The sequence below is a fragment of the Caballeronia sp. GAWG1-5s-s genome, from assembly GCF_023631445.1.
GTDB lineage: Bacteria > Pseudomonadota > Gammaproteobacteria > Burkholderiales > Burkholderiaceae > Caballeronia.
Genome location: NZ_JALQDC010000071.1, coordinates 1 through 323, shown reverse-complemented (window position 1 = coordinate 323; position 323 = coordinate 1). Strand labels below are relative to the sequence as shown.

The following is a 323-nucleotide window of genomic DNA, read 5'->3' as shown; positions in this document are numbered from 1 at the left end:
GCGCGTGTTCGAAGCGTTGCCACGGCAAGGCTGCGGTGCTGCTCTCGGCGCTGATCAGGCCGTGCCGATGCAGGATGCGCGTCACGGTGCTGGGCGATGGGGTCCGATCGCAACCGAGATCGCTCATGCGCCGCGCGATCTTGGGCGCGCCCCAGGCAGGCTGCGCTTGACGCAGCTCGACCACGCGCGCCTCGACATCGGCCGCCGTACGCGACGGGCTATGGATTGGCCGCCGGCATCGATCGCCCAGCGCGGTGTCGCCCTGCTCGTAGCGCCTGATCCACTTGTAGCCGGTCTTCGGACTAATGCCGTACTGGCGACAC

The 323-nt window shown here is 68.7% G+C and carries 1 protein-coding gene; it reads right to left on the bottom strand.

Translation table 11 applies throughout. The features are described 5' to 3' along the window. A partial coding sequence (locus tag NCR34_RS28410; RefSeq protein WP_250501442.1) for a helix-turn-helix domain-containing protein occupies nucleotides 1–323 on the bottom strand: 323 nt, incomplete at both ends.